The following is a 26,206-nucleotide window of genomic DNA, read 5'->3' as shown; positions in this document are numbered from 1 at the left end:
AGTGAACATCATGGGCCGGGCGCTCACCAGGGGTCACACGCCGGGACGCCCGGCCCCGCGCCCCGTCAGATCGCGCCGTCCTGCGGCAGGCGCCGGACCCCCGGCAGGAGGTCGTCGAGCTCGCCGGGCTCGAACCGGCACATCCCCACCACGTGCCAGAACTCCCCCGCCACGTCGCCGTCGAACTTGTAGCCGCCCGAGGGGTTCAGCGCGGCCCAGCCGCCCGGGACGCCGATCAGGGTGGCCTTGGGGGTGGGAGTGCCCTCGTCCGGCACCGACCACAGCCGGACCGTGCCGTCCTCGCCGCCGCTGGCCAGCAGCGTGCCGTCGGGGCTGAAGGCGAGGGACAGGACGCGACCGGTGTGACCGGTGAGGCAGCCGGTCTCCCGGCCGGACTCGGGATCCCACAGCCGGACGACCCGGTCGTCCCCCGCCGTGGCCAGCAGCGAACGCGTGGGATGGGCGGCGGCGGTCCAGATCCTGCCGGAGTGCCCGCGCAGCCGGTGCCGGATCCCGCCGTCCCGCCAGACGATGGCCTGCCCGTCCCAGGACGCGCTCGCCAGCCAGGCGTCGCCCGGGCCGTGCACCACCGCGTACACCCGGCCCTCGTGCCCGGCGAGCTCGGCGGCCAGGCCGCCGCCGGGCAGGTCCCACAGGCGTACGTGGCTGTCGTCGCAGCCGGTCACCAGCCGCGAGCCGTCGGCGGTGAAGGCGATCGAACGCACCCGGCCGCGGTGCCCGTCGAGGGTGGTCACCTGCGCGCCCGTGCCGCGGTACCACAGCCGCACGGTGTCGTCGTCGTTGGCGGTGGCGAGGATCTCGCCGTCGGCGCTGAACGCCTCGGCCCAGACGTGGTCGGTCTCGGCGTCGATCTCGCGTTGGTACTCGCCCGTGGCGGCGTTCCACAAATAGACGTCGCCGTCGCTGCTGGGGGTCGCGAGCACGGGCGCGCCGGGGGCGAACACGGCGGAGACCAGGCGGTCGTTGTCCCCGGTGAGCTCGCGGATCCTGCGCCCGGTGGACGGCTCCCACAGGCGGACCACGCCGTCGTTCCCGCAGGCCGCCAGGTGGGCGCCGCCGTCGCCGAACGCCAGGCTGACGATCTTGCGTCCGTGGCCCCGCAGGATGCTCCTGCCGCGGCCGGTGACGGTGTCCCACAGCCGCACGGCTCCGTCGTTGCCCGCCGAGACCAGCAGCGGCCCGGCGTCCGGCGCACCCGCCGCACCGCCGTGCGGCCGGAACCGGCAGGCCCACACCGAGCCCTGGTGGTCGGCGGGCTGACGGCGCAGCGCGGTGGCCGACCAGCCGACGCCGCCGGCCGGGGCCGGGGCGAGCTGCCAGAGCCGGACCGAGCCGTCGCTGCCGCCCGCGGCCAGCAGGCCGCCCTCGGGGTCGAACACCACCTGGTAGACGGCCCCGCCCCCGAGGAGCGGGGCGCCCGCGGGGCTTCCGGTGCGCGGATCCCACAGCAGGACGTGGCCCTGGGTGTCGCCGCTGGCCAGCAGCGTGCCCGAGGGGTGGAAGTCGAGGGTGTAGACGCGGCCGGGGTGGCCGGCGCAGGTGTGGCGCAGCCGCCGTTCGGCCACGTCCCAGATCCGTACGGTGCCGCGGTCGGCCTCGCCCATGTCGCCGGTGGCCAGCAGCGTTCCGTCGGGGCTGAAGGAGGCGCGGTAGACCGCTCCCCGGTGGCCGGTCAGCTCGCCGAGGAGGCGGCCGGAGCGGGTGTCCCACAGGCGTACGGCCGCCGCGGCGTCGCCGGTGGCCAGGACCGTGCCGTCGGGGCTGAACACGGCGGTGTAGACGGGGGCGTGGTGTCCCGCCAGCCGGTGCAGGGGCGTGCCGCCGGCGACGTCCCAGAGGGTGACGGTGCCCTCGGCGTCGCCGGTGGCCAGGCGGGTGCCGGAGCGGTCGAGCGAGACCGGCCAGACGCCGTCGGGGTGCACCTCGAGCCGGTGCAGGCAGGCTCCCGAGACCGGGTCCCACAGCCGTACGGTGCCGTCGGCTCCTCCGGTGGCGAGCACGCCGGGGCGGAACTTGACGGCGTAGACGCGGCCCATGTGCCCCTGGAGGGTGCGCAGGGCGGTGCCGGTGGCGGCGTCGCACACCAGCACGCCGCCGTCCTCGCTGCCGAGGGCGAGGAGTTCGCCGCCGGGGCTGAACGCGACGGGTTCGGGCAGGCGGCTGGTGCGCATGTCGAAGCCGTAGGGGACGCCGACGGCGGAGGGTCTGAAGCCCGGTTCGGCGGGCAGGCCGGGGGCGACGGCGGCGGCCCGCAGTTCGGGGGTGGCGAGGACGTCCCGGTCGGCGACGGCGTTGATCAGGGCCGCGCGGTGCCAGCTGCTGCCGGTGACCCGGGCGCCGCGCAGGTCGGTGCGTACGAGGCGGGCCCGGCGCAGGTCGGCGTCGCGCAGGTCGGCCCGGCCGAGGTCGGCGTCGTCCAGGCGGGCCCCGGCCAGGCGGGCCTCGCGCAGGATCGCGCCGGAGAAGTCGGCGCCCACCAGGCCGGCGTCGGTGAGGTCGGCGCGGGTGAGGTCGACGCCGGAGAAGTCGCGGTAGGAGAGGTCCTCCCCGGCGAGGACGGCGCCGCGCAGGTCGGTGTGGGCGGGCACCCGGAGGCGGTTGAGGATCTTCACGGCGTTGGCTCTGGCGGTCTCGCCGGCGCCTCCGTCGGCCTCGCCCGTCTCGGCGGCCAGCGTCGCCTCGGCCCACCGCTGGCAGGTGCGGTGGTCGGCGAGGTCGCACAGGAACTCGACGGCCAGCCGGCTGAGGTGGCGGCGGGCCAGCAGGGCGGCCTCGCCGTGGCCCTCGTGGCCGAGCCGCTCCGCGGCCTCCCGGGCCACCAGCCATTCGGCCACCGAGCCGTGGATGAACCGGAACAGGCCCTCGTCGGTCCGGACGAGCAGGCTGCCCGAGCCGACGGCGTGCGCGGCCTGGGGCACGGACAGCCTGCTGTCGGCGAGTTCGGTCAGGGTCTCGGCCACGTCGTTGAGCTCGTCCAGCCGCAGGGCGCTCTCGCCGCTCTCCCACAGCCGCAGCGCCAGCGTGGTGACGGCCTGCCACAGCTGGCGCAGGCCGAGGCCGGGGGTGCCGCCGGGGCCGCCCAGGCCGCGCCGTTCCTCGAAGCGCAGCCAGGAGGTGAACACCTCCTCGTACAGCCCGGCGGGGCTCAGGGCGCGTCCGGCACCGGCGACCGCGCGCAGCCGTTCGTGGTCGAGATCGGCGACGAAGCTGAGGAGGCGGGGGTTGCGGCAGAGGGCGAGGAGGTCGGGGATGCCCTCCAGGAGCCGCATCCGGCGGTCGGCGGCGTGCTCGTCGCCGTAGCGGTTGACGAGGTAGGAGCGGATCTGGCGCGGGGTGAACTCCTGGACGGCGAGGACGCGGCGCTGCGGGAGGAGCCCGACCCGTTCGCCGAGGGCGGTGAGCACCTGGGCCTGGGAGCGGAAGTGCTGGGTGCGGCTGCTGACGATGATCTTCGCGCTGTCCACGGCGGCGTCGAGCAGCACCTGGAGGTGGTCGGCGGCGCGGTCGTAGCTGACCTGGTTGACGAGTTCGTCGAAGCCGTCGAAGAGCAGGACGATGCGGCCCTGGCGGAGCATGTAGCGGAAGGCGCGCAGGTCGATGGTGTCGACGCCGTGGCCGGCCAGGTGGGCGGCGACGAGGCCGTCGAGGGTGTGGGCCTTGTCGAGGGCGTTCAGCTGGATCAGCACGGGGACGAGGTGGGGCAGCTCCTCGGGGATGCGGCGGGCGATCTCGCGCAGGGCGAAGGTCTTGCCGTGCCCGAAGTCGCCGAGGAGCAGCAGGAAGCGGCCGTGGTCGGCGTCGAGCAGGCGCAGGACGTCGTCGACGAGGCCGTCGCGCTCGACGCCGCCGGGGCGCTCGAGTTCGCGGTAGCGCTGGGGGAGGTAGAGGGAGGGCTGGTACTGGGGGTCGCCGGTGAGCCGCTCGGTCTGGCCGGCGACGTAGCCGCGCAGGTCCAGCAGGCCCTGGAAGGCGGTGAAGCTGCGCACGAGGACGCCGCGGCGGCGGGCGCGTTCGCGCAGGGCGCGCTCGGGCGGCGGTCCGTCGTGGACGAGTTCGGCGTCGGGATCGCTGTCGGAGGCGTGCACGTGGTCGATGAAGCGGTCGATGTCCTCGGCGCGCGGGGTGCCGGAGCAGACGCCGACGCGCTGCTGGCGCACGAAGCCGGACTCGGTCCAGGTGACCAGCAGGCTGGGCGGGTCGCCGGGGACGCGGCGCAGCTGGACGCCTTCGTGGCGGATGCGGCAGACGTCGGCGACGCGGTCGACGAGCGCCTCGAGGGGGCCCTGGAGCGTGCGGGTCTCCGGCGCGGGGGGTTCGTCGCCGGGCATGGGGTCGTCCGCGGGGGCCGGTTCGCCCGGGGCGGGGTCCGGCTCGAGGGCGCGGGTGCCGTGCCAGGCGACGGCGTAGCGGCGGGGTGTCTCTTCGGGGCTCTCCGGCCAGGCGGTGAACCCGTCGCGGGTGAGCTTCAGAGCCGGTGCCGGTGCCGGCCCGGGCCGGCGGCGCCGAGGACGGGCAGGTCGCGGCTGGTCAGCGGCAGTGCGAAGGCGTCCGCCGGGCCGGAGGCCGCCCGTCCGTCGCCCGTGGGGCCGTGCAGCAGCAGGTGCAGGCGTGGTGCGGTGAGGCGGGTGAGGACGTCGGTGTCGCGCAGGCGCGGGGTGGTGGTGCGCCGCCCGGGGCCGGGGGTGCGGCCCGGGTCGTAGCCGAGGGTGGTGCGCGCGGGCCGGGCGGTGGTGCCGGTGCGGCCCTCGCCGGCGTCGTCGGGGTCGAGCGCGCGGCCGGTCTCCGGGGCGTGCCGCAGGGCGCCCAGGCGCAGCCAGCCCTCCTGCTCGTACGGGCGCAGGGCCTGGGCGAACCAGGCGGCCTGCTCGGCGCCGACCCAGCCGTACTGGTCGTCGGGCCGGTGGCTGTAGGCCATGGAGGAGTTGAGGCCGGCGACGACCGTGCGCAGGGCGGGGACGGGGAACAGGGTCCAGGGCTGGTCGCCGTCGAAGACGGTGTCGAGGCCCTGGTAGAGCTCCTGGAACAGCCGTGCGTAGTGCCGCCACTTGGGCCAGTAGGGCGGCCGGGGCTGCATCTCGTCGGCTTCGCAGGTGCTGAAGTAGGCGCGGCAGGCGGCCTGGTTGACGTCCTGGCCGCCGGGTACGACCACGAGCCGGTCGGCGGCGAGGCCGAGCCGGGAGCGCAGGCCGGTGAGGAAGTTCAGCGCCTGGTCGCACTCGCGGGGCTGCCGGAGGCGGTGAGGTCGCCGGTGACGACGAGGAGGTCGGGGGCGGGGGCGCCGGCGTCGGTGAGCTCGACGAGGTCGCCCCAGATGGTGGCCTGCAGCTCGGCCGGGTCGGCGCCGCGGCCGAAGGAGGGGCCGGCGAGGTGGAGGACGGAGAGGGACTCCCTGCCCCGGCCTCCTTCGGGCGCCTGGGGGTAGCCGGGCGGGCTCGCGGGACGGCGGCGGCCCGCCCAGCCGGGGCTGCCCGGCTGCCGGCCGGGCGGCGGGACGCTCGCCGCCGCGGCCGGCCGGTCCGGCGGCTGGGGAAGCCGGGGAAGCGGGGGTGGCTGTCGGGGCGGGCCCGGCCCTCGAGCGCGTGTCCGACGCGGGTGAGCAGCAGTTCGCGGGCGGCGTCGGTGTCCTGGACGCCGACGAGGTCGACGTAGGTGATGGTGGCGAGGAGGCCCTCGACGGGGATGTCCTCGACGCGGACGGTGATCAGCCGGCGTTCCGGGGCGTCGGGGTCGGCGCGCAGCGCGGCCTGCCACTCCATGCGGCCGTAGCGGGAGCGTTCGTAGTTGCGGGAGAGGACGGCGATGACGGCGGCGGACTCGCTGACGCCGCGGTCCATGAAGTCGACGAAGTTCGTTCCCGGTACGAAGTCCCAGGCCTGGATGACCGTGCGGTAGCCGGCCTCCTCGAGGGTCCAGGCGATCCAGGCCGCCCAGCGTTCGTCGGCCGGGGAATAGCTGATGAAGAAGTCCAACAGCCGGTTCTGCCCGGCGATTTCCTGGCGTGCGACCATGGTCCCCATCCTAGGAACGGTCTCGCACCCGGTCACTGTGTTCGCGCGAATGGTGTGCGATGCTCTTGCCCGTGCACGCCTTACGACGTCTGCATGTGCTGGACTGGCTGGCCGGGGGGGTGTTGGCCTGCGGCCTGCTGTGCCTTGCCACGGGGCTGCTGCCGGCGCGGTCGGCGGGGGACGCGATGACGCGCATCGCGCCGCTGCTGGCGTTCCTCGGCACGGTGATCGTGCTGGCCGAGCTCACCAGCAGGGCCGAGGTGTTCGACGTGGTCGCCTCGTGGGTGGCGCGGGCGGGGCGCGGCAGTTACGCGATGCTGTTCGTGCTGTGCGTGGCGTTCGCCTCCCTGACGACGGTGACCCTCAACCTCGACACGACGGCGGTGCTGCTGACGCCGGTGATGCTGGCCCTGGCCTCCCGGGTGGGGATCGCCGCGGTGCCGCTGGCGATGACGACGGTATGGCTGGCCAACACCGCGAGCCTGCTGCTGCCGGTGTCCAACCTGACGAACCTGCTGGCCGCCGACCGGGTGGCGCTCTCCCCGGCGGGCCTGGCGGCGCGCATGTGGGCGCCGCAACTGGCCTCCGTGGCGGTGACGATGGTCTGCCTGTGGGTGTTCTACTGGCGGCGCGGCGTGCGGGGCGCCGAGGTCTACGTGCCGCCCGCGCCGCACCGGCCCGCGGACCGGGTGCTGTTCCGGGTGTGCGCCCTGGCCTGCGCGGGGTTCCTGCTGGCCATCCTGATCGACGCCGTGCCGCTGTGGACGGCGTCGGCGGCGGCCGCCGCGCTCGCCGTGGGGGCCTTCGCGCTGCGGGCACGGTCCGTACTGCGGCCCTCGCTGGTGCCGTGGCGGCTGCTGGTGCTCGTGCCGGGGCTGTTCCTGGTGGTGCAGACCGTCGACGTCAACGGCCTGCACCGGCTGCTGGCGACCGCGGTGGGAACGGACGGCGGGCTGCCGGGGATGCTGCGGGCGGGGGCGGTCGGCGGCGGGCTGTCCAACCTGCTCAACAACCTCCCGGTCTACCTGGCCGGGGAGTCGGCGGTCCCGGTGGACAACCACGATCAGCTGCTGGCGCTGCTGGTCGGCACCAACGTGGGCCCGGTGGTGACGCCGTGGGCGTCGCTGGCGACCCTGCTGTGGTTCGAACGCTGTCACGCGCAGGGGGTCCGGGTCTCGCCCGGGCGGTTCATGGCGACGGGCGCGGTGCTCGCGGCGACCGCCCTGCCGGCGGCCGTGGCCGCGCTGGCCCTCACCAGGTGAGCACGGGCGGGCGGCCGTTGTCCGCCCGGCGCGTGAGCAGGCCGAGGAGGTAGGGCATGTCCTCGGGCCGTCCCGCGACGAAACTGCGGTCGGTGTCCGGGCCGCTGACGCCGCCCCGGAAGACGCCGCCGTCCAGCGCCCGGATCTCCAGCCCCGCCTCGGCCGCCAGCAGCGCGCCCGCCGGCAGGTCGATGGCCTCGGCGCGGTAGCCCACGAAGCCGTCGATGTCGCCGCGGGCCAGCATCGCCCAGGCCAGCAGGGGCGCCCACAGCTGCAGCAGACGGCGGCAGCGCCCCTCCAGCGCGTCCTTGAGCCCCAGGGCGACGGGGTCGCGGCGGCCGACGGCGTGGCCCTGGGTCCAGGCGAGCAGCGGCCCGGAGGGCGCCAGCGGCGCGCGGGGGCCGGTGAGCCGGCCGCGCGGACCGTAGGCGCCGCCGCCCCGCGACGCCGTCCACGTCCGCTCGGTCACGGGGTCGTGGACCACACCCACCACGGGGCGGTCGTCGACGCACAGGGCGACGCCGACGACGTAGGCGGGCAGGCCGATGACGACGTTGTTGCTGCCGTCGAGCGGGTCCACCAGCCAGGTACGGCGGGTGGCGGCGTCCGCCGCGCCCGTCGCGCCCGCCTCCTCGGCGAGGATCCGGTCGTCCGGATAGCGCTCCCGGATCCGGCGCACCACCAGGCGTTCGGCCATCAGGTCGAGATCGGTGACCACGTCGCCCGCGTCGCCCTTGGCGCGGACGCCGTAGTCGTCCTGGAAGCGCGAGCGCAGCAGCGCCCCGGCCTCCCGGGCGGCGTCGACGGCCACCTGGCGTTCCGCCGCGAAGGGCTCCGCCGACGGGGCCGGGGAGCGGGGGCTGTCGTCATCCGGAAGGGTGCCCATGGATCCTCCTGAGGACGGTGCGCGCCGTCCGGGCGGTCTGCTCGGCGCCGCATGTCAGTCGTACCACCCGGTGGACGGCGCCATGCACCGGACCGAGGCTCAGGTCGTGCCGGCCGGGCAGCGAGCGGCCGAGCAGCAGGGTGGCGGCGAAGGTGCCGGGCGGTACCACGGTGGCGTGGAAGTGCCCGGCCGGCAGGGTGTAGATCTCGCCGCCCACGCTGGTCTCCTCGGGGCCGGCCTCGTAGGTCACCAGGCGTGGAGTCGGCCGGATCTCGTCCACGGACGCGGGGCCGCTGCGCACTTCGTAGACGCGGTGGGTGGGCCGCTCGGGGCTCTCGCGCACCCGCACCCGCAGATTGCCGACCTGCCCGTACAGCACGCAACTGGCCAGATCCCAGCTGTGCGCGTGGACGGGCGAGGTGGTCAGGGCGGCGGCGTGCCGTGCTGCGGGGCCGCGGACGCCGAAGACATGGACGCAGACCCCCCGCTCGGCCTCCCGCTCCACAGGCAGGCACAGGAAGCCCAGCGGGTGGCGTACGGCCCGCAGCTCGCGCCGTCCGGAGGCGATCTCCTCGAGGGCCGAGGCGGCGGCGCCCAGCAGCGCACCCGTTCCCCCGGTGCCGTCGCGGGCCCGGGTCATGGCCGCCTCGATCAGTCCGTACTCCAGGGGACGTCGCACGGGGGAGTTCACCTCCGGTAGGGATTCTCCGCGTGCAGTGCCTTGTCGATGATGTCGCCGACGTCGCGGTCGGTGAAGGACGCCGGGAGCGGCAGCGCGAGGCGGTCGAAGAGCCGCAGCACCTCGTCGACCGTCGGTTCCTCGCTCAGCGGCTCGGTGCGGCTGAGGTCGAGGGTGTGGGCCTGCTCGCGGCTCTGGTGGAGCTCGGTGACGTAGTAGTCGTACAGCGGCCGGTCCCGTTCCACGAGCAGGTTGACGCGCTGCGGGTCGTCCTGAGTGATGATCAGGCAGGACGAGGAGAGGTCGAAGCGGAGCGTGGGGACGACCGAGGAGAGGTAGACGTCGATCTCCAGGGTGTCCAGGCGCTGCCGGTACCAGCAGGCGGCCAGGACCGTGGCGAAGGACTCCTTGCGGGTGCGCTCGGCGCTCCAGGCCTCGGCCGGGACCGCGTGCAGCCGGTGGGCGAAGGTCTGCCGGAAGCGGGCGTAGGCCGCGCAGGCCTGCTCGTCGGCCGGATTGACGATGTCGATCTTCATGGTGAGGGAGCGGCGCTGACGCTGCGCCTCCCGCACGCACACCGGCAGGGTCACCGCGCGCAGGTACGTGCCCGTGCCGCCCTTGAACACCCAGCGGTCGGTGTTCTGGCGGGCCCGGTCCAGGGCGCTCTCGAGCTCGGCGCCCGAGAGCGAGCGCACCATGGTGAGGTCCTCCAGGGCGTGCCGGGTGCCGCTCATCGCCTCCCTGATGTCGACGATCCGGCGCCGACGCTCGGTCAGCGTCCCGAACACCAGCGCGGCCAGGACCAGCAGGATGGCACCGGAGGTGACATTGCTGTCGATCTTCTGGTCGAGGATGTCCAGGGTGCCGATGATCAGGGCGGCGGCCATGGCGACGACGCCGTCGAGATTCCGCAGGGTCCAGGCGACCGCGTGCTCGATCCCGCGTCCCAGTTCAGCTGTTCTGCGCGCCATGGCCCACGACCTCTCCCCCGGTTACGGCAATCGTAGGATCGGTGCCTGGCCGAAAGCCAGGCTGTGGATCAGCCGTTGACGACCCGAAGGGTCGTCGGCCAGCCAATTCGGTCGAGGGTGAGGAAGAGGCTCTTGATGTCCTGCGGGCTGAGTTTGACGCAGCCGTGGGAGGAGTAGTCGCCGACGCCGTCCCAGCGCTGACCCTCCGGGCCGCCCTGGCCTCCGGAGCGGGTCATCTCGCTGTGGATGAACAGCTCGGTCCGGTTGATTCCCTGGTAGCAGAGCTTGTTGCCCAGTTCGATGGCGTAGCCCTTGATGAGGTTTCCGCCGTAGGCGGTGTGGTGCCGGCCGAGCGGATAGGTGCCGTTGGGCAGCCAGCCGCGTCCGCGTTCGCACTCCTTGTCGTTGACGCCCGACCCGGCGCGGTAGACCACGACGGTCCTGCCGTTCCGCAGGACGCTCAGCCGGGAGTCGGTGGGCGAGTACTTGGTGAACTGCAGCCGGGTGGGTTCCGGGGCGGCCGCCGCCCGCCCCGTGGGGGCGGCGAGCAGGGCGGCGGCGGCCAGGGCGGCGCCGAGGGCGCCGCCCCGCACGACGGCGGCCGTCCGTGTCGGTGAGGTGAGGGACATCGTCGGCTCTCCTGGGTCGGCGCGTCCGGGACGCGGGGCGGAGCGGCCCGTCAGCCCTGTTCCTCGGGGTGGGCCGGCGGCTCGGTGGGCGCCCACGGCGCGGGGCCGAGGAGGACGGCCCGGACGACGGACGGTGCGAACAGGGCGGTGGTCGGGGCGGTCAGGGACAGCACGCCGCGGAAGACCTCGCCGACGCGCGGATCCCCGGTGGCGCGCTGCTGCACGCGCCGCAGGTACCAGTCGGCGGGCCGGTCGGCGAGGCGGGGGCGCAGCGCGCTGCCGGTGGCGCCCGGCATGTTCTTGTCCGCCCCGGCCGATATCTCCCACGCCTGCCGGACGGCGTCGAACAGGGCCTTCTGCACCCGCCGCGTCGTGGGCACCCGGCGCCCGCCGGCCAGGGCCTCGCGGAGGACGACGGCGCTGAGCGCCGCCACCGACATGCCCTGCCCGTAGACGGGGTTGAAGGAGCACAGGGCCTCGCCGATGGCCAGGAAACCGGCCGGCCGGCGGCCGGGACGGTCGTAGCGGCGCCGGACGTTGCCGGTCTTGCGGTACCCGTGGATGGGCGTGTCCGGTTCCGCCTTCAGCAGCCAGTCGTGCAGGACCGGGTGCGGCAGCCGGGAGGCGAACTCGAGGAACCCGGCCTCGTCGGTGGGCGGTTCGGCGCCGCGCAGGCCGGAGAGGATGACGGACCAGCGGCCGTTCTCCAGCGGCATGAGGATGCCGCCCCGCAGCTGGGAGGGGTTGGGGACGACGAAGACGCCCCGGAAGGGCTGCTCGTCGCGGCCGGAGGAGCGGTAGAAGCGGGTGGCGTACGCGAGTCCCGTCTCGATGGTCTCCTCGTGCGGCGGCTCGGCGCCCAGCGCGGTCAGCCACTGGGGGGCGCGCGAGGAGCGTCCGGAGGCGTCCACGACGAGGTCGGCCGGCAGGTCGCGGGTGTCCCGCGCGGCCGTACCCCGCTCGCGCAGCCGGACGCCGCGCACGCGGGCGGCGTCGCCCAGCAGGCCGGTCACCTCGGCGCCCTGGACGGTGTCGATGCGGGCATGGGCCAGGACGCGGCGGCGTACCAGCCAGTCGGTCAACGGCCGGGAGCCGGTGAGGATGTGGGCGGTCGGCGCCGTGCGGCGGTACCAGTGGCCCGCCTGCCACTGCACGACCTCGGTGGGCATGGCCACGCTCGGCGCGCCGTGCTCGCGCATCTCATCGAGGATCCCCGGCAGCAGGTCCTCCAGCGCCCGCTGGCCGCTCTCCAGCATGACGTGCGTGTGCCGGTCCTGCGGCACGCCGGCGCGGGACTCGGGGCCGTCGGGGAAGCGGTCCCGCTCCACCAGCGTCACCTTGTCGGCGTGGCCGCTCAGCACGTGCGCCGCCAGGAGACCCGCCAGGCCGCCCCCGATGACGACGGCGTGGCGCGGCGCCCGTCCGCCGACGGCCCGCAGGCCGTGCTCCCCCGCCGTGACGTCCGCTGTGTTCTCCATGCCCACCCCATCCGGTCGTCCGGGCTGCCAACTGCCCGTGCGGGCAACGGTACCGGCAGCGGCGGCGGGGCGGGGGCGGCCCCGGCCCCGCCCGTCTCCCCCGTCACCTCCGTTCCGTCCGGTCACTCGAAGGACCGGTTTTGCCGGTGGCACATCCCCGTACGGTCCTTGCGAGCGTCCCATGGGGACAGACTGCGGAAAAGGGATCGGGAGAACGAGATCGGGGAAAACCGGATCGTTCGCGGAGAAAGGCCGCCTTCATGGCCCCACGGGGAGACGACGGCGAGAGCGGCGGCGCGCCCGCCTCCACCGTCGAGCCGGGCGAACACCTGCGCCGGCTGCGGCAGGAGCGCGGGATGTCGCTGGCGGGGCTGTCCCATCTGGTGCACTACACCAAGAGCTACCTCAGCCGGGTCGAGTCCGGGAAGAAGCCGATGACCGTGGAGGTCGCCCGGCGCTGCGAGGGCGCCCTGCGGGCGGGCGGCGAGCTGACCCGGCTCATCGCGCCGACGGGGCGGCGCGGAGCGCGCGGGGCACCGCTCGAAGTGTGCCCGTACCGGGGGCTCGCGGCCTACGGGAGCGCCGACGCGGACTGGTTCTTCGGCCGCGAACGGGCGACGGCGGCGCTCGTGCGCCTGCTCACCGAGCGGCTGGACGGCTGCGGGCCGACCGCCGTGGTGGCGGCCTCCGGCACGGGCAAGTCGTCGCTGCTGCAGGCCGGGCTGGTGCCCGAGCTGCGCCGGGGCGTGCTGCCGGTGCGCGGCTCGATCCGCTGGCCCGTGGTCACCCTGCAGCCGGGAGAACGACCGGTGGCGGAGCTCATGGCGAGCGTCGCCTCCGCCGCCGGCGCCGACCCCGCGCGGCTCGCACAGGTCCTGGCCGACGACGGCCCTCTGGCCTTCGCCGAGGCGGTGCGCGCCGCGCTCGACGGGACGCGGGAGGGAACAGGAGACGGGGAGGACGAGCCCGTACGCCTGGTGCTCGTCGTCGACCAGTTCGAGGAGGTCTTCACCCTCTGCCCGGACCCCCGCGAGCAGGCGGAGTTCATCCGCGCCGCGCACGCGCTGACGACCGGCACCCCCGCGAGCGCGTCCGCCGGCGGCCCGGGCGTCCCGGCGGCGCTGGTCGTGATCGGCCTGCGGGCCGACTTCTACGGCCGGTGCCTGGCCTTCCCCGAACTGGCCGCCGCCCTGCGGGACGGACAGCTGCCCCTGGAGCCCCTGCGGGCGGCGGAGCTGCGCGACGCCGTGGTGCGGCCCGCGCACGCCGTGGGCCTGGACCTGGAGCCGGGACTGGTGGAGCTGATCCTGCGCGACCTGGGCGCCGGAGGCGGCGAGGAGCGGGAGCCCGGCCACGAGCCGGGCGCCCTGCCGCTGTTGTCCCACGCGCTGCTGGCCACCTGGCAACGACGCCGGGACCGTTCGCTGACGGTGGCGGGCTACCAGGAGGCGGGCGGCATCGCCGGGGCGGTGGCGGCCACGGCGGAACGCGCCTACGCGCGGCTGCCCCCGGACCGTCAGGACGCCGCCAGGTCCGCGCTGCTGCAGCTGGTCCGCGTCGACGCCGACGGCCGGGCCGCCCGCCGCCGGGTGCCGCGCGAGGTGCTGGCGCCGGAGACGGTGGAGGCCTTCGCCCGCGCCCGGCTGCTGACCGTCGACGCCGACCGGGTCGCCCTGGCCCACGACGCCGTGCCGCACGCCTGGCCCCGGCTGCGGGAGTGGATCGAGAGCCACGCCGCCCTGCTGCACGGATGGCAGCGGCTGCGGGCCGCCGCCGAGCAGTGGGACGCGGAGGGCCGCGACCCGGCGCTGCTGCCGCGCGGCGCCCGCCTCGCCGCCGCCCGCGACCTGGCCGCCCACCCCGTCGCGACCGTGACCGGCGTCGAACAGGCCTACCTGGACGCCGCGACCGCGCACGCCGCCGCCGAACAGGAGGCCGAGCTCCGCCGCACCCGGCGGCTGCGCCGGCTCCTGGCCTGCCTGGCCGTACTCCTCGTGCTCACCCTGACCGGCGGCGCGGTGGCCCTCCACCAGGGCCGGCGGGCCATGGCCGAGCGCGCCGCGGCCCGCTCCGACGAACTGGCCTTCCGCGCCGCCGCGCTGAGCACCTCCCGGCCGGAGGCGTCGATACTGCTGGCGACCGCCGCCTGGCGGCAGGCGCACACCCCGGCCGCCGCCAGCGCCGTGCTCAGCTCCCAAGCCCAGTCGTACGCCGGACGGCTGACGGGCCACCACGGCCCGGTCCTCGCCGTCGCCTGGCGGCCGTCGGGCCCCGGAGGCGGCGGGCCGCTGTCGGCCGGCGCGGACGGGACCGTACGCGCGTGGGACACGGCCCGCCCCCGGCGTACGCGCGTGGTGGCGCGCGGCACCGCGCCGGTCGGCGCGCTCGCCGTGGCACGCGGGAACACCCTGGCCGCCTGGGGCGACGACGCGGGCACGGTGTCGGTGTGGGACGCCGGCAGCGGCCGCCGTGTGCCGGTGCCGGCGGGCGCGCGGCACCGCGGGCCCGTACGGGCCGTGGCCCTGTCCGACGACGGGAGACTGCTGGCGACGGCGGGCAGGGACGGTACGGTCCGGCTCTCCCGCCCCGGCGACGCCGCGGCCGGGGTCACGGTGCACGACCCCGGGCTCGGGCAGCTGTACGCCGTGGCCGTCACCGGCGACGGCGGGCGGGTGGCCGCGGCCGGGCTGGACGGCAGGGTGTGGCTGCTGGACGTCCGCGACGGCGGCGCCCGGGTCATCGGCACCCGCGAGCACGGCCAGGTCCACGCCCTGGCCTTCTCCCCCGACGGAAGCCGCCTGGCCACCGGCGAATGGCACGACGCCGTCGGGCTGTGGAACACCGCGACCGGCGCACGGGAGGCGGCCCTCGAGGGCGCCCAGGACTCGGTCTTCGCCGTCGCGTTCTCCCCGGACGGCACCCGACTGGCCGCAGCCAGCCAGGACGACACCGCCGCCGTCTGGGACGTCGCCGGGCACCGCCGCATCGCCCTCCTGGCCAGCCACCTCGGCCCCGTGCACGGCGTCGCGTTCTCCCCGGACGGCCGGTCGCTGGCGACCTGCGGCGAGGACGGCACGCTGCGTCTGTGGTCCCCGCAGTCGTCGGTCAACGCCCCGCTGCCCGGTACGGCCTGGCTGGACGCGGCCCTCAGCCCGGACCGGTCGCTGCTGGCGGCCGCCGGGCACGACGGAACGCTGCGCCTGTGGCGGACCGGCGAGGCCGGGCACCGGACGACACGGACGCTGCGGGTGTCCCAGGAGCCCGTACGGGCGGTGGCCTTCAGCCACGACGGCTCGCTGATCGCCGCCGGGGACCAGCAGGGCACCGTCACCGTATGGCGGACGGCCGACGTCTTGCCGACGGCCGACGGATCGCGGACGGCCGACGCACGGCACGCTTCCGGCCCGGACCGGCCCATGGGCCGCTGGCGGGCGCACGGCCGGGCCGTCACCTCCCTCGCCTTCCGGCCCGGCGACGCCGGCTCGCTGGCCACCGGCGGCGAGGACCACACCGCCAAGGTGTGGCGCGTCACCGGCGGGGCCGCCGAGGAGACCCCCCGGCCGGAGCGGACGTTCACCGGTCACGCCGACGCCGTCTACCGGGTGCTCTTCCTCGACGACGCCACACTCGTCACGGGCAGCCTCGACAACACCGCCCGTATCTGGCGGCTGTCCGACGGCCGCGTGCTCCACCGGCTGACCGAACACGCCGACACCGTCCTCGGCCTGGCCGTCGGCCCCACCGGCATCCTCGCCACGGCGAGCCGCGACGACACGGTCAAGCTCTGGAACCCGCGCGACGGGCGCAGCCTGCGCACCCTGGCGGGCCACACCGGCCCGGTCACCTCGGTCGCCTTCAGCCCCGACGGCACCCGCCTGGCCACGGCCGGCCGCGACAACACCGTACGGATCTGGGACGCGCGCGAGGGGCGCCTGCTGCTCACCCTGACCGGGCACACCGACCGGGTCCGGTCCGCGGCCTTCGTCGCCGACGAGGGCCCGGTGGTGTCCGTCTCGGAGGACGGGTCGGTGCGCTGGTGGCGGCTCGACGTACCGGGCGTCCTGGCCACCACCTGCCGCGCCCTGAGCCGCGTCGACGAGCCCGCGTGGCGCCGTCTGCTCCCCGACGTGCCCTACGGGCCCGGCTGCTCCTGAGGACGACACCGCAGGTCGCAGGGGGTTGCCCGACGGCCTCTCGTACAGAGGCAACGGGAAACCCCTGTGCCCGGCCCGCGCGTCCGCCGAAGCTCTGAATGTCGGACATATCCGGTCCGCGCCACTCTCCACTCGCTCCTCGCCCCCTCGCCCCCTCACCCTCTCGATGTGAAGGAAGCCCGGACATGAACCACATCGCTGCCATCCCCGCCGCGACGCCCCCCGGAGCGGACCGCGACGAGGTCTACGCCTTCACCGTCACCATGGCCGCCTGCCTCGCCCTGGCCCTGGCAGGCCGCGCCTCCCCGGCCGCCCTCACCGACTACGCGGCCGCCCTCACCGGCCTCTACACCGCCTGGCACAACCGCCCCAGAACGTGACCCGCCACGCGCCACGCGACCCGCCATGCGCCGCGGACCTCCCGATGGCACGCTGGACCCATGGCCCGGGCCAACGAGGAGGTCGAGGCGCTGCTGCAGGAGTACGCCGACCTGATCGCGATCACGGGCGGCGACGCCTACAAGGCGCGCGCCTACGAAAAGGCCGCCCGCGCCATCGGCGGGCACCCCGGCGACGTCTCCACGCTCGACGCGAAAGGCCTGCTCGACATCCCCAACGTCGGCAGGTCCATCGCCGACAAGGTCCTGGAATTCCTGCGCACCGGCCACGTCACCGCGCTCGAGGAGACCAGGGCGGACATTCCCGCCGGGGTGCGCGAGCTCATCACCATCCCCACCCTCGGCCCCAAGAAGGCCATGACCCTCCACGAGGAACTGGGCGTCGCGTCCGTGGAGGAACTCCTCGACGCCATCCACGAGGAACGCCTGCGCGGCCTCAAGGGCTTCGGCGAGAAGACCGAGGCCAACATCCTGCACGGCATCGCCCTCATGCAGCACGCCGGCGGCGGCCGCATCCTCCTCAGCAGCGCCATGGACGTCGCCGACCTCGTCGTCGCCGCGCTCTCCGCCGTCCCCGGCTGCGAGGGCTGCGCGTACGCCGGCTCGCTGCGCCGCATGCGGGAGACCATCGGCGACGTCGACGTCCTCGTCGCCGCCGAACGGTCGGCCCCCTTCATGGAGGCCTTCACCGCCCTCCCCCACACCGCCGAGGTCATCGCCCACGGCGAGAAGAAGACCTCGATCCGCACGACCAAGGGCCTGCAGGTCGACCTACGGGTCCTGCCCCCCGACTCCTGGGGCGCGGGCCTGCTCTACTTCACCGGCTCCAAGGGCGCGGAAGCACTCTGACACCTTGCCTCAACGAGCGAAAACCGCAGGTCAGAGTGAAGATGGAAGACATGGGCACGCCACCCGAGCGCCCCCGCTGGGGCATCCTGGCCCGTAAGTCGAAGGTCTACGGGAAGGGCGACCGGCGTCGGGAACTGAGCACCGAGGCGCAGATAGAGACCGGCCATCGGGAGGCCGCAGAGGCCGGGGCCGAGGTGCCCCCGGAATTCGTCTGGGCAGAGCTGGGCTCCGCATACAAAGATCGGGAACGCGAGGACTTCGACGAGGCGCTAGCCGCACTCGCCGCAGGAAAGATCAGTGTCCTGTGGTGCTATCGGCTGGACCGGTTCAGCCGCAAGGGCGCCGAAGATCTTCTAAGGGTCATCGGCAAGGTGCGCGTCATCTTCTGGTACGACCGCTTGGACTCCATGGAGCCCGGGGACCGACGCCGGATCATCGACTATGCCGAGCAGGCTCGCGAGTACTCCGAACGCCTCTCACACAACGTGGTGCAGACCAAGCAGGTACAGCGTGAGCGAGGCGAGTGGTTGGGTGTCCACCCGTTCGGACTCAGGCCCAACCGGGACCGAAAGCTGGAGCACGGCGAGCGGTGGCCCGTGGTGGAACGGATCTTCTACACCCTCGCCGAGGGGAAGGTGTCCGGCCGGGGGCTGGTGCTCGACATGAACCGGGAGGGCGAGTTGTCCCCCGGTGGCAAATCGTGGTCCGTATCCACACTGAGCCGAATCGTCAACCATCCCGTGTACGAGGGATGGCAGATCATTCGGAACCCGGCTGGAAACTCACCCGTGAATCTCGTCTACAAGAACGCGCGGAGGCACCGGGTCGGCGTGTTCGCCGAGGGGTTCGAACCCATCCCCGCGGCGATCGTCAAGAAGGCCAGGCAGCACCTCAGTCGGCGGGACCCGGCACCCAACAGTCACCAGCTCCCCCAGCAAGGGAAAGCGCAATCGCTACTCGCCGACGCCCTACGGTGTCACGGCTGCAAGGGCCCTATGGTCACGGTGTCGCGAGAGTCCTACGGGTGCTACCGGCATCACCAGCAGGGCCTTGCCTGCCCCGCTCCTGCGTTCGTGTCCAAGAAGCCTCTTGAGGAGTACGCGGCTGTTCGCTGGATCAACCGCATCGGCGGTTCGGATGCCAAAGACCCGTTGCTGCTGGCCGTCGCGGAACGCTGGGCACTTCTCACCCGGCCCGAAGAGACCCAAGCTCACCGAGAGGCCCTGGAGGCCGTAGAAACGGCTCAGAAGCGGATGCGGCGGCTCATGATGGACCGGAACAAGGGCCGTTACGACCTGATGGAAGACCTCTTCGAAGAGCACGAGAGGGAAGCGCTCCAAGACCTCAAGGACGCCCGGGCGCTGCTCGCCGAGCACGGCCCCACAACGTCGTTGGACGCCGTGGGATTCCTGACCGAGCCGGAGCAGGTCCAAGAGCTCTGGGATACGGCCACCCTGCCCATGCAACGGGACCTGCTCCGCTTGGCGATCGATTACGTGACCGTCAAGAAGTCTCCGAAGAAGGGGACAAGGTTCGACGGCAACCAGCGGGTGACGATCAAGTGGGCGAAGGCGGGAAAACCGGTGGCGCACCAACCCGATGGTAAGCACGACGATGGGATCGGAACGCGAGCTGCCGCCGCGTGACCTCGCATCGAGGGCACAGCGAAAAGGCTGCTGTCCGTACCTCTTTCCCTAATACGCACTAGGAGAAGAAGGAACGGGCAGCGCCTTTTCTGCTGGGCGTGATGTTCAGTTCGCCCAGCGGGGCACCGTGCCGACCGCTCCACCTGCTGTACCCCACCCGAACTTAATCAGGGTGCAAGGCCGAGAGCGCCACGCGCGTGCGTGCGCAGGAGACGGAGCGACGCCCCGTAGCGCGGCCTTGCAACCCGCCCCGTCCGGCGCGGTCCCGTGGTGACTCTCCTCCCATGGTTCGACCCCGGGCGGGGCGTTGAGCGTCCCATGTGCCAGCAAGGAGGATGTCTGACCGGCAACTGGTCCACCAGCACCCGCCGTGCTCAGCTCCCGCGCAACTGGCCACGCGTCCGGGCCGGCGTCCTGCTGCGGGACGCGAATCTCTGTCAGTGGGTGCGGTACGACACCGGTCTCCCATGCTTCGAGGAAGCGTCCGAGGTGGACCACCGCTTCGACCCGCACGACCACCGGCCCGAGGCGCTGTGGTCGCTGTGTCACTGGCACCACGCCCGCAAGACGGCACAGGAAGCGGCAGCCGGCCGACGGCGAGCCCGCGAGGCCCGAGAGATGCCCCACAGCCGCAGGCCCCACCCTGGGGCGCTGCAAGCCCCCTCTGGCCTGCGATGACACCCAGGGTGGTTCCCGACCAGGGCCCCATCTGCACCCCCTGGGTGCCGACCGGGAAGGGCGGCCCGCGCGGAGCGCGTGGCCGGTGGTGTGGACGGCCGGGCTGGGTGATGCGCGCTGCGTTGCTCAACGTGTTCTCGAACAGTGCTGGCGCGCGGGCCTTGCCGGTGTCGCTTGGGCATGGCGCCCATCGAGGCGTGCCCTCGGCGGGCAGAGCCGAGGCGTTACCTCTCTTTGTGGTGTGACTCGCTCGTTTGCTGTCGCTTAAACGTTGTTGATCACTTGTCGTTCGCGTCGCGTGATCAGTCGCCGCTGAGTGGTCGCGAGCGCCGCGACCCCAGGGGGGTGCCTCCCTGATCATGATTCTCCCTGACCGGGGCGTGACAGCAGCTCGGTTTCTGTGCGATCCCGAGGCCGCCTCTTTTCCCCGCTTCGCCCCTTGCGCCACCTGGCCGAGAGCCGCTTCCCCCACGTACTGAGACCCGAGGAGACGACGCCCTGCACATCGATCCCAAGCTGAAGGACGCGGACAAGATCCGCGCCGCTCTCGTCGACGGGTTCGAGGTCGAGCTGGAGCTGGAGCCGGCGGACCTGGCGGCGATCGACATCGCCGCCCCCATGCTGGCCCGCGCCGCGTCGCTGGACGACCTCGTCCGCCGCGAGGGCCAGATGGTGCCGGGCGGCAACCGCGCCGGCATGTTCGTCCTGCACCCCGGCATCACCGAGGCCCGGCAGCTCCGGCAGGCCGCCGGCGCGCTGCTGGCGAAAGTCCGCGGCGAAGGCGACGGTGCCGAGCGCGGGCACAACTCCCGCTCGGCGGCCGGTGCCCGGTGGGCGGGTCGCCGCTGATGGCCCGCCGCAAGAACAGGGCCGGGAACGGCCCGTCGAACGAGGCCCTGCGCATCGCCCGGACGATCGCCTACTACGGGGCGTGCCTTGATCGCGGCGTCACGCACGAGCAGGCGCGGGCCCTGTGGGCGCACGACATGACGCAGCCCTTCACCTCCTGCCCGGCGGACGTCCCGCCGGCGCTGCTGGCCCGGCTGGAGGCCGAGGCCCGGCGCGACGCGGAGGCCAGTACATGACCGACTGAACCGAACGGGGGTGGCGCTTGCCCGCGCCGGTCTTCGCCCCCGTGCGGACCGTCGAGGACACCGTTCCCGAGCTGACCCTGGCCCGGGACATCCTGCGGTGGACGGCACGGCACTTCCGGGCCGACTGGCGGTACGCCCCGGAACAGGTGCGCATCCTGGCCCGCTGGTACGCCATCGACGCCGAGGGCGAGTTCACGTACACCTCGGGGACGCTGAGGCGACTCAAGGGCTGGGGCAAGGACCCGATGATGGCGTCGGTGTGCTGGGTCGAGCTGATGGGCCCGTGCCGCTTCGGCGGCTGGCGCGCGGACGGCTCGCCCAAGGGAGTGCCGGCGAAGGAGCCGTGGGTTCAGATCTTCGCCACCTCGGCGACGCAGAACACCAACACCATGTCGGCCCTGCTGGGGCTGCTGACGGACGAGACGATCGCGCTGTACGCGGTCGATCTGGGCCAGGAGAAGTGTTACGCGACGCTGCCGGATGGCCGGCGGTGCCGGCTGGAGGCCAAGGCGTCGAGCTACCGGGCAGCCGAAGGCGGGCGCCCGAGCTTCGCCCTGATGAACGAGACGTGGCATTGGGTGACCGCCACGCAGGGGCCCAAGCTGGCGGCCACGATCCGGGCCAACGCCGCCAAGGTCTCCGGCCGATACATGGAGATCACCAACGCCCCGGTCGTCGGCGAGGACTCGGTGGCCGAGAACACGCTGTACGACTTCCAGAAGCAGCGCGACGGCAAGAACCGGGCCACGGGCCTGTATTACGACAGCGTCGAAGCCCCCTCCGGCGTCGACCTGGGCGACGAGGAGCAGTTGCGTGCCGCGCTGCTGTGCGCCCGGGGCGACGCGGTCTGGGTGAATCCGGACCGGGTCATGCCCGAGATCTGGTCGGCGTCCACCACCGAGGACGAGTCCCGCCGCAAGTACCTGAACCAAACGACCGTCGCCGAGGACGCGCTGGTCGACCCCGAGGACTGGGGCCGGTGCGAGATCGAAGGCCGGGACCTGCGGCCGGGCGACCGCATCGTCCTCGGCCTGGACGGCGGCGAAGCCGACGACAGCACGGCCTTGGTGGCCATGCGCGTGCGCGATGCGCTGTGCGTCCCGCTGGGCGTCTGGGAAAAGCCCGACGGTCCCGCCGGGGCCGGCTGGCAGGTGGACAAGGAAGTCGTCAGCGACGCCGTCGCGAACGCCTTCACCACCTACAACGTGGTGGCGTTCCTCTCCGACGTCGCGTACTGGGAGACCTACACCGCCCAGTGGTCCGAGAAGTACGGCCCGAAGCTGCTGATCCGCTCGAACGCGCGGTCCGCAGTGGGCTACGACATGCGCGCCAATCAGCGCGAGATCACCACGGAGAACATGGCCATGGTGGGGGCCATCGAAGCCCACCAGCTCCTGCACCAAGGCCACTTCACACTGCGTAGGCACGTGGAGAACGCCCGGAAGCGGCCGAATCAGTACGGCATCAGCTTCCGCAAGGAGTCGCGCGAGAGCCGGCACAAGGTCGATGCGTACGCAGCCCTGCTGCTGTGCTGGATCGCCCGCCGGCGACTGATCGAGTCCGGCAAGCTCAAGCCACAGCGCGCGGTGGCACAGCTGACCGCGTACGAAGGGTATTGACAGCTTGACCGAGGTCGCGAGCGTGCTCACGCAGCGCGCACGCCACGCCCGTGGCCTGATCCAGCGGGACTACGAGCGGCTGAACCTGGCCGACCGGTACCTGCGGGGCTTCCACCGCGCGCCGTTCATTCCGAAGAAGGCCAACCCGGAGTTCCGGGCCCTGGTGAAGCGGTCCTTCGACAACATCGTCCCGCTGATCGTGGACGCGCCGACCAACGCCATGGGTGTGGACGGCTACCGCCGCTCGGGCAGCGACACCAACGCGCCCGAGTGGAAGTGGTGGCAGGCCAACCGGCTCGACCAGCGGCAGCACCAGGTCCACCGGGGCGCGCTCGCGGCCGGCCACAGTTACGTGACCGTCCTGCCCGGGATGCGGCCGGGTGAGAAGCGGGACCGGCCGCAGGTGCGGGCGTACGACGCGGTCAAGACCGTGGCGGTCTACGAGGACCCCACCTTCGACCCCTTCCCCTTGTACGCCCTGCACCTGGACCGCACGCCGGGCGACGGCGGCCAGGAGCCGCACACGGGCCGACTGATCGACGACCAGGCCGTCTACCACCTGGATTTCGAGGCCGGCGACCCGAAGGTCACGAAGGTCGAGCAGCACGGCATGGGCGTGTGCCCGGTCGTGCGGTTCGCGCCGGCGGTCGACTTGCAGGGCCGCACTCAGGGACTGGTCGAACGGGTCATGACCACGCAGGACCGCATCAACCAGATGACGCTCAACATGCTAATCGCCCAGCACTACGGGGCCTTCGCGATCCGCTTCGCCACCGGCCTCGCGCCGGTGGAGGTGCTGGACGAGTACGGCGACCCCGTGCGCGACGAGAACGGGCAGCCGACGTTCCTCCCTCCGGTCCTTGACCCCTCCACGCTGCTGGTCTCCCCGAACGCCGAAACCGAGTTCGGACAGCTCCCCGCCCAGTCCACGAAGGATCTTCAGGACTCCATAGCCATGGCGGTCAAGCACGCCTGCATGGTCACCGAGACCCCGCCGCACTACGTGATGTCGGACATGGTCAACATGGCGGCCGACGCGCTTGCGGCGGCCGAGTCCGCGTTCATGCGCAAGGTCGCCGAAGTGCAGGCCGCGTTCGGCGAGAGCTGGGAATCGGTCATGAGGCTGTGTGCCCTGGTAGCCGGCGACCGGGCCGGCTTCGAGGACGAAGAGTCCGAAGTCGTCTGGGCCGACCGGGGCAACCGCTCCTTCGCCCAGGCCGCCGACGCCGGCCTGAAGCTGTCGCAGATCGGCGTCCCGCTCGGCATCGTCCTGCGCAAGGTCCCCGGCTTCACGCAGTCGGACATCGACGAGGCGGTCAAGGAGTGGAAGGCTGCCCAGGAACAGCGGCTGCGCGAGATCGCCGCGAGCCAGCAGGCGAAGGCCCCCGACGAGGGGGTGAACGATGGCGACGAACGAGCCGGCACAGCGGGCGACAGCCGCGTACCGGCGGGCGCAGGAGCGCATAGCCGCTGAGTCCGCCGCCGACCTGACCGCATGGCTGGCCGGCATCTCCGCACACGACGTACGGACCGGTGCGGGGCCTCTGGGCCGCGAGTACCGGGCCATCGTCGCCCGGGGCCGGCGGAAGTCCTACGGCCTGGCCGTCGCCTTCTACCGACTGCTACGCGCGCTGGAGACCGGCACGGTCGTCAACCTGCCCGGCACGCCCACGGCCGAGGGGCCGACCCTCGAAGGGCTGTGGCGCGAGTTCAACCGTGCGGCCGGAGCGCAGGCCGGCACCGCGAGCCGCGGTGGCCACCTGCTGGTGGACGACTCCCCGTGGACCGGCTACGACGAGCGCACCGAGCAGCGGCGCGCCGAGGGCGCGTTCCACCGCGAGGTGACCGCCCGCCTGGACAAGGCCCGTGGCGCGGCCGAGCGGCGGGGCCGGCTCGATGACCCGCAGTTCGAGAAGGAACTGGCCGAGGTCATGACGACCGCCCGGCAGGAAGCCGCCCGCACCGGATCGCAGATCGCCGAGGACGGCGGCCGCGAAGCCCTGGCCGAGGCCGTACGCGGCGACCCGAAGGCGCTGGGCTACTACCGGGAGACCGACGCCGACCCGTGCGCCTGGTGCGCGATGCTCGCCAGCCGGGGCGCGGTCTACAAGTCGGCCACGACGGCCGGCCTGTCGGCCGGGCAGCGTTACCACCCTGACTGTCACTGTCAGCCGCGCCCGATCTTCACCCGCACCCACACGCTCCCCGAAGCGAACCAGCGCTACATGCGGCTGTGGCAGGAGAAGTCCAAGGACGGCCTGACCCTGGCCGAATGGCGTCGAGAACTTGAGAAAGAGAGCAGCACCACGTGAGCGAGCAGACCCCGTCGGAGGCCCCCGAGCAGCCGCAGGCCGCCCCGGCCCCGACGCCAGCCGAAGTCTTCGGCGGCAAGGAGCCCGCAGCGGTACCGGCCGAGCCGCCGGCCGCTGGCCCTGCCCCGACGGGGGAGCCGGCCGAGGCCGCGGTGGACTACCGCGCGCTGTACGAGAAGGCGCAGGCCGAGGCCCGCGCCCTCGCGGACGCGGCCAAGGCGGCGGACGCCGAAGCCGCCGACTACAAGAACCGACTGGCGGAGATGGAGGTGTCGGTGCTCCGGCACCAGGAAGCCGCCCGCGTCAACCTGCCCGCCGACCTCGCGGCACGTCTCCGGGGCGAGACGCCCGAGGAGATCGCCGCCGACGCCCGCAAGCTCGCCGCACTGGTCGCCCCGAAGCCCGTCACCGGCAAGGGCGGGCTGGAGCCCGACGCGCCGGCCGAGCACGACCCCGAGGCGATCACCCGCCGCATCCGCGCCATCAGCTTCTGATCCGCGCGCCTTCCCCCGGCCCCTGCACCCAGGGGCTTTCGCGTACCGAAAGTAGTTGCACCACCCCTTGGCTCATAGCTTCATCACTATGGAGAACGCGGGCGGCAAGGCCGCCCGTCAGGCTCTCTCCCTCCTCGCCGCCGAGCTGGTCCTGGGCCGTCTGGTCCACCGGGACGCCGAGAGCGAGTTCACCGGCGGCGTGGGCAACGTCGTCAACATCAAGAAGCCGGGCCAGACGCAGGACGCGCACGACGCCGGCACCGCCACGCCGAACATCGGCAGCGGTACCCAGGGCTATCTCGACGTCCGCGAGTCCTCGGTGCCGGTCCGCCTGGACCACCACTTCATTCACCCGGTCAAGGTCACCTCGCGTGAGCTGACGCTGGACATCGAGAGCTTCGCCGCCCAGGTCCTCGCCCCGCAGGTCCGTAAGATCGGCGAGCGCATCGAGGGCACGATCGCGGAGCCGATGAACGCCGCCATCAAGGCCGTCCCGGAGACGGCCACGGTCGACCCGTCCAAGGCCAAGGCGGTGCGCGAGGCCATCATCGCGGCCGGCGTCACCATGGACGAGGGCAACGTCCCGGACACCGGCCGCATCCTGGTCGTCTCGCCCGCCTTCTACGGTGAACTGCTCAAGGACGATCTGTTCGTCCGCGCCGACCAGTCCGGCAGCACCGAGGCCCTGCGCAGCGCGAACGTCGGCGACATCCTCAACTTCCAGGTCTTCAAGTCGAACTACATCAAGGGCGGCGCGCTGGCGATGACCCGTGAGGCGTTCGCCCTGGTCGTGCGGGCCCCGCAGGCGTCCATGGGCGCCAAGCACTCGGGCTCGGAGTCCTACCAGGGCTACGCGATGCGCTGGATTCAGGACTGGGACACCGCCGGCCTTTCCGACCTGTCGATCTGCGACGTCTTCGCGGGCGCCAAGCCGCTGTTCGAGGGCCCCGACCCGATCACCGGTCTCGCGGAGTTCTGCCGGTACGTGCCGATCACCCTCAAGGGCAACGGCACCGGTAAGTAAGGCA

At 73.4% G+C, this 26,206-nt stretch carries 18 protein-coding genes and 2 pseudogenes; 12 read left to right on the top strand and 8 right to left on the bottom strand.

The genetic code is table 11. The features are described from left to right. Positions 1–65 precede the first annotated feature (65 nt). The 3 genes and pseudogenes from J1792_RS15295 to J1792_RS34100 form a co-directional block, all read right to left on the bottom strand. Positions 66–4,349, bottom strand: coding sequence for an NACHT and WD40 repeat domain-containing protein (locus tag J1792_RS15295; protein ID WP_242646183.1), 4,284 nt, complete (start codon positions 4,347–4,349; stop codon positions 66–68). A 137-nt stretch (positions 4,350–4,486) separates the two neighbouring features. Beyond that, entirely contained in the window at positions 4,487–5,170 is a 684-nt protein-coding gene (locus J1792_RS34105; protein WP_242646300.1) for a hypothetical protein, read from the bottom strand. Positions 5,171–5,678: 508 nt separating this feature from the next. Further along, positions 5,679–6,029 (bottom strand): annotated as a pseudogene (locus J1792_RS34100) (toll/interleukin-1 receptor domain-containing protein); the annotation flags it as partial. Positions 6,030–6,100: 71 nt separating this feature from the next. Between J1792_RS34100 and J1792_RS15290 the strand changes: the two are divergent. Further along, complete coding sequence (locus tag J1792_RS15290; protein ID WP_307842995.1) at positions 6,101–7,291, top strand: ArsB/NhaD family transporter; 1,191 nt, start codon at positions 6,101–6,103, stop codon at positions 7,289–7,291. Here J1792_RS15290 and J1792_RS15285 read toward each other — a convergent pair. From J1792_RS15285 to J1792_RS15265, 5 genes are all read right to left on the bottom strand, one after another. Then, positions 7,281–8,177, bottom strand: a complete 897-nt coding sequence (locus J1792_RS15285) for an inositol monophosphatase family protein (RefSeq protein ID WP_086569244.1) — start codon at positions 8,175–8,177, stop codon at positions 7,281–7,283. The genes J1792_RS15290 and J1792_RS15285 overlap by 11 nt on opposite strands. Further along, a complete protein-coding gene (locus J1792_RS15280; RefSeq protein WP_207247475.1) occupies positions 8,158–8,856 on the bottom strand; it encodes a hypothetical protein in 699 nt (232 codons plus the stop codon). Before J1792_RS15280 ends, J1792_RS15285 begins: the two co-directional genes overlap by 20 nt. An 8-nt stretch (positions 8,857–8,864) precedes the next feature. Then, positions 8,865–9,827, bottom strand: a complete 963-nt coding sequence (locus J1792_RS15275; protein ID WP_086569242.1) for a hypothetical protein — start codon at positions 9,825–9,827, stop codon at positions 8,865–8,867. Between the two features lie 68 nt (positions 9,828–9,895). Next, entirely contained in the window at positions 9,896–10,456 is a 561-nt protein-coding gene (locus J1792_RS15270; protein ID WP_207247474.1) for a L,D-transpeptidase family protein, read from the bottom strand. A 50-nt stretch (positions 10,457–10,506) separates the two neighbouring features. Next, positions 10,507–11,934, bottom strand: coding sequence for an NAD(P)/FAD-dependent oxidoreductase (locus tag J1792_RS15265; RefSeq protein WP_107431046.1), 1,428 nt, complete (start codon positions 11,932–11,934; stop codon positions 10,507–10,509). 260 nt (positions 11,935–12,194) lie between these two features. Between J1792_RS15265 and J1792_RS15260 the strand changes: the two genes are divergently transcribed. The 11 genes and pseudogenes from J1792_RS15260 (at position 12,195) to J1792_RS15210 (ending at position 26,202) form a co-directional block, all read left to right on the top strand. Next, entirely contained in the window at positions 12,195–16,088 is a 3,894-nt protein-coding gene (locus J1792_RS15260; RefSeq protein WP_207247473.1) for an nSTAND1 domain-containing NTPase, read from the top strand. A 185-nt stretch (positions 16,089–16,273) separates the two neighbouring features. Further along, positions 16,274–16,468: a hypothetical protein gene (locus J1792_RS15255; protein ID WP_086569235.1), complete on the top strand. Its 195-nt coding sequence runs from the start codon at positions 16,274–16,276 to the stop codon at positions 16,466–16,468. Positions 16,469–16,528: 60 nt separating this feature from the next. Continuing rightward, a pseudogene (locus tag J1792_RS15250) lies at positions 16,529–17,317 on the top strand (helix-hairpin-helix domain-containing protein); the annotation flags it as partial. A gap of 59 nt (positions 17,318–17,376) precedes the next feature. After that, the gene (locus J1792_RS15245; RefSeq protein WP_242646180.1) at positions 17,377–18,981 is read left to right on the top strand and encodes a recombinase family protein; all 1,605 of its coding nucleotides are present in this window, start codon (positions 17,377–17,379) and stop codon (positions 18,979–18,981) included. A gap of 1,296 nt (positions 18,982–20,277) precedes the next feature. Further along, the gene (locus tag J1792_RS15240) at positions 20,278–20,508 is read left to right on the top strand and encodes a hypothetical protein (protein ID WP_207247470.1); all 231 of its coding nucleotides are present in this window, start codon (positions 20,278–20,280) and stop codon (positions 20,506–20,508) included. Beyond that, complete coding sequence (locus tag J1792_RS15235; protein ID WP_207247469.1) at positions 20,508–20,744, top strand: hypothetical protein; 237 nt, start codon at positions 20,508–20,510, stop codon at positions 20,742–20,744. The genes J1792_RS15240 and J1792_RS15235 overlap by 1 nt, the downstream gene beginning before the upstream one ends. 26 nt (positions 20,745–20,770) lie before the next feature. Next, positions 20,771–22,372 carry a terminase large subunit domain-containing protein gene (locus J1792_RS15230; protein WP_207247468.1) on the top strand — a complete coding sequence of 534 codons (1,602 nt, stop codon included), beginning with the start codon at positions 20,771–20,773 and terminating at the stop codon, positions 22,370–22,372. Positions 22,373–22,376: 4 nt separating this feature from the next. Further along, on the top strand, positions 22,377–23,846 hold the full coding sequence (locus tag J1792_RS15225) for a phage portal protein (protein WP_207247467.1): 1,470 nt from the start codon (positions 22,377–22,379) through the stop codon (positions 23,844–23,846). Then, positions 23,776–24,684: a VG15 protein gene (locus J1792_RS15220; protein ID WP_207247466.1), complete on the top strand. Its 909-nt coding sequence runs from the start codon at positions 23,776–23,778 to the stop codon at positions 24,682–24,684. Before J1792_RS15225 ends, J1792_RS15220 begins: the two co-directional genes overlap by 71 nt. After that, the gene (locus J1792_RS15215) at positions 24,681–25,178 is read left to right on the top strand and encodes a hypothetical protein (protein WP_207247465.1); all 498 of its coding nucleotides are present in this window, start codon (positions 24,681–24,683) and stop codon (positions 25,176–25,178) included. Before J1792_RS15220 ends, J1792_RS15215 begins: the two co-directional genes overlap by 4 nt. An 88-nt stretch (positions 25,179–25,266) precedes the next feature. Continuing rightward, on the top strand, positions 25,267–26,202 hold the full coding sequence (locus tag J1792_RS15210) for a phage major capsid protein (RefSeq protein WP_207247464.1): 936 nt from the start codon (positions 25,267–25,269) through the stop codon (positions 26,200–26,202). Positions 26,203–26,206 lie beyond the last annotated feature (4 nt).

The sequence above is a fragment of the Streptomyces triculaminicus genome, assembly GCF_017349075.1.
In the GTDB taxonomy this organism is placed as follows: domain Bacteria; phylum Actinomycetota; class Actinomycetes; order Streptomycetales; family Streptomycetaceae; genus Streptomyces; species Streptomyces triculaminicus.
This window is presented reverse-complemented; position numbering and strand designations above follow the sequence as displayed.